Source organism: Ideonella sp. P3_A4, assembly GCF_056403075.1.
The window spans coordinates 1-2,965 of record NZ_JBFUGE010000692.1; the positions used below are offsets into that span (position 1 = coordinate 1).

Annotated in this window: 2 protein-coding genes; both read left to right on the top strand. The window is 66.1% G+C overall.

All coding sequences use genetic code 11. The annotated features are described in order from the left end of the window. Positions 1-111 precede the first annotated feature (111 nt). The gene (gene ligA, locus AC1DYI_RS31220) at positions 112-2,172 is read left to right on the top strand and encodes an NAD-dependent DNA ligase LigA (RefSeq protein ID WP_477207999.1); all 2,061 of its coding nucleotides are present in this window, start codon (positions 112-114) and stop codon (positions 2,170-2,172) included. A 38-nt stretch (positions 2,173-2,210) separates the two neighbouring features. After that, positions 2,211-2,965 (top strand): dialkylrecorsinol condensing enzyme (locus AC1DYI_RS31225; RefSeq protein ID WP_477208000.1); only part of this gene is annotated, 755 nt, incomplete at its 3' end.

A 2,965-nucleotide genomic window follows, 5' to 3' on the forward strand; every position in this document is an offset into this window, starting at 1 on the left:
CTGATCGACCGCGCCGATCGCGCGATGTACCAGGCCAAGCAGGCGGGGCGGGCGAGGGTGGTGCCGGCTGAGGGTTGAGACCGGGAGGCGGCGCTGCGTAAACTTCGCCGCATGCCCGAATCTGCCGATCAAGCCAAAGCCGCCAAGCGCGCCGCTGAACTGCGCGCCCAGCTGAACCACCACGCCCACCTCTATTACGTGCTCGACGCGCCTGAGCTTCCGGACGCCGAGTACGACAAGCTGTTCCAGGAGCTGGAGGCGATCGAGGCGGAGCACCCCGAACTGCGTACCGCCGATTCGCCGACGCAGCGCGTGATCGGCCAGGTGCTGCCCGGCCTGGTGGCGGTAAAGCACACGGTGCCGATGCTCAGCATTCGCACCGAAACCGACACGACGGCCGGTGGCGCCGAGGCTTTTGATGGACGGGTCCGTCGCGAGCTGGGCCTGGCCGAGGGCGACCCGCCGGTCGAGTACGCCGCCGAGCTGAAGTTCGACGGGCTGGCGATCAACCTGCGCTATGAAGACGGGGTCTTGGTGCAGGCCGCGACGCGTGGCGATGGCGAGACCGGTGAGGACGTGACGCACAACATCCGCACGATCGGCCAGATCCCGCTACGGTTGATCGGCAAGGCCCCGCCGCCGGTGCTGGAGGTGCGCGGCGAGGTCTACATGCGGCGCGACGATTTCGAGCGCCTGAACGAGCGTCAGCGCGAGAAGGGCGGCAAGACCTTCATCAACCCGCGCAACACCGCGGCCGGCGCCGTGCGCCAGCTCGACACCCGCTCGCTGGCCGACAAGAAGCTCAGCTTCTTCGCCTACGGCCTGGGCGACACCCAGGGTTGGGAGCGGCCGGCGTCTCACAGTGCCTTGCTGGACGCGATCGCCGCGTTCGGACTGCCAGTGAACGCCGATCGGGCAGTGACACAAGGCGCCGCCGGCCTGATCGACTTTCACAAGCGCATCGCCGAGAAGCGCGACGCGCTGCCTTTCGACATCGACGGCGTCGTCTACAAGGTCAACGACCGCGAGTTGCAGCAGAAACTCGGCTTCGTCAGCCGTGAGCCACGCTGGGCCGTGGCGCACAAGTACCCGGCGCAAGAGCAGATGACGCGGCTGCTGGACATCGACATCCAGGTCGGCCGCACCGGCAAGCTGACGCCGGTGGCCAAGCTGGAGCCGGTGTTCGTGGGCGGCACGACGGTCAGTAACGCCACGCTGCACAACGAAGACGAAACCCGGCGCAAGGACGTACGCATTGGCGACACGGTGATCGTGCGCCGCGCCGGTGACGTGATCCCCGAGGTGGTAGGCATCGTGGCCGACAAGCGCCCGGCCGATGTCGGCGAGCCGTTCGACCTGTACAAGCGGTTGGGCGGCAAGTGCCCCGTCTGCGCCAGCCCGATCGAGCGTGAGGAAGGTGGGGCCGACTGGCGCTGTACCGGTGGCATCACCTGCCCGGCGCAGCGCAAACAGGCGCTGCTGCACTTCGCTGGCCGCCGCGCAATGGACATCGAAGGCCTGGGCGACAAGCTGGTCGACCAGTTGGTGGACGGCGGCATCGTCAAGACGGTGCCCGATCTGTACCGTTTGGGCTTGGCCAACCTGATGGCGTTGGAGCGCATGGGCGAGAAGAGTGCGCAGAACCTGCTGGCCGGCATCGAGAGCAGCAAGTCGACGACGCTTGGTCGCTTTCTTTTCAGCCTGGGTATCCGACAGGTTGGCGAGACCACCGCCAAGGACCTGGCGCGCCACTTCGGCAACATCGACCGGTTGATGGACGCGCGGGTCGAAGAACTGCTCGAAGTCAACGACGTCGGCCCGATCGTCGCCGAGAGCATCCGCCATTTCTTCGACCAGCCGCACCACCGCGAAATCGTCGAGCAGCTGCGCGCGGTCGGCGTGCACTGGCCCGACCAAGAGGGTACGGCCAGCGACGCGCCGCGCCCCTTGCTGGGCAAGACATTGGTGCTGACCGGCACCTTGCCGAGCCTAAGCCGCGACGAAGCCAAGGAGATGATCGAAGCCGCCGGCGGCAAGGTCAGCGGCTCGGTGTCGAAGAAGACGAACTACGTGATCTCCGGCGAAGAGGCCGGTAGCAAGCTCGACAAAGCACGTGAATTAGGGGTGACGGTGCTCGATGAGGCCGGGCTGAGGGATTTGCTGGGGTCGTAGCCTCGATAATCCGAGGCTTTGCCCGCTCCCTCGCGTTTGTGATTTCAAGCCTGCCGCCCGCCCTGGCGAATCCGAAAAAGGTTCTCGTCGTCCAGTATTCCCAAACGGGCCAGTTGCAGGCCGTGGCGGATGCGCTGCTGGCGCCGCTGCGCGAGGACGGGCGATTTGATGTCCGGACCGAAACTCTGGCGCCACTGAAGCCCTTCCCGTTTCCGTGGCCGTTTTTCCGTTTCTTCGATGCATTCCCGGAATCGGCGCACATGGTGCCGCCACCGCTGAAGCCGCTGTCGTTGACCGGCGACGAACGATTCGATCTGGTGATCCTGCCGTACCAGGTGTGGTTTCTCGCGCCTTCGCAGCCGATCACCGCCTTCTTGAAAAACCCGGCGGTGCAGCGCGTGCTGCGCGACACACCCGTGGTGACCGTGATCGCCTGTCGCAACATGTGGCTGATGGCGCACGAAAAACTGAAGACGTTGCTGGCAGACGCCGGTGCGCGGCTGATCGACAACGTGGTGCTCACCGACCCAGGCCCGACGCTGGCAACCTTTATCACCACGCCGCGCTGGCTGCTGAGTGGACGCAAGGGCCCGATCCTGGGGATGCCGGCTGCTGGGTTGAATGACGAACAGATCCGCGGTGCGCGGCGCTTTGGGCTGGCATTGCGCGACGGGCTGCTCGCCGGTCGGGAACGGCAAGATGCGCCGATGCTGGCCGGCCTTGGGGCCGTGCACGTCGATCCCAGGCTGTATGTGAGCGAAAAGGCCGGCACGCGCAGCTTCTTCATCTGGGG

What these genes read in the sequence shown, in the direction of transcription:
- ligA (WP_477207999.1), top strand. Translation starts at nt 112, where the DNA reads ATGCCCGAATCTGCCGATCAAGCCAAAGCCGCCAAGCGCGCCGCTGAA.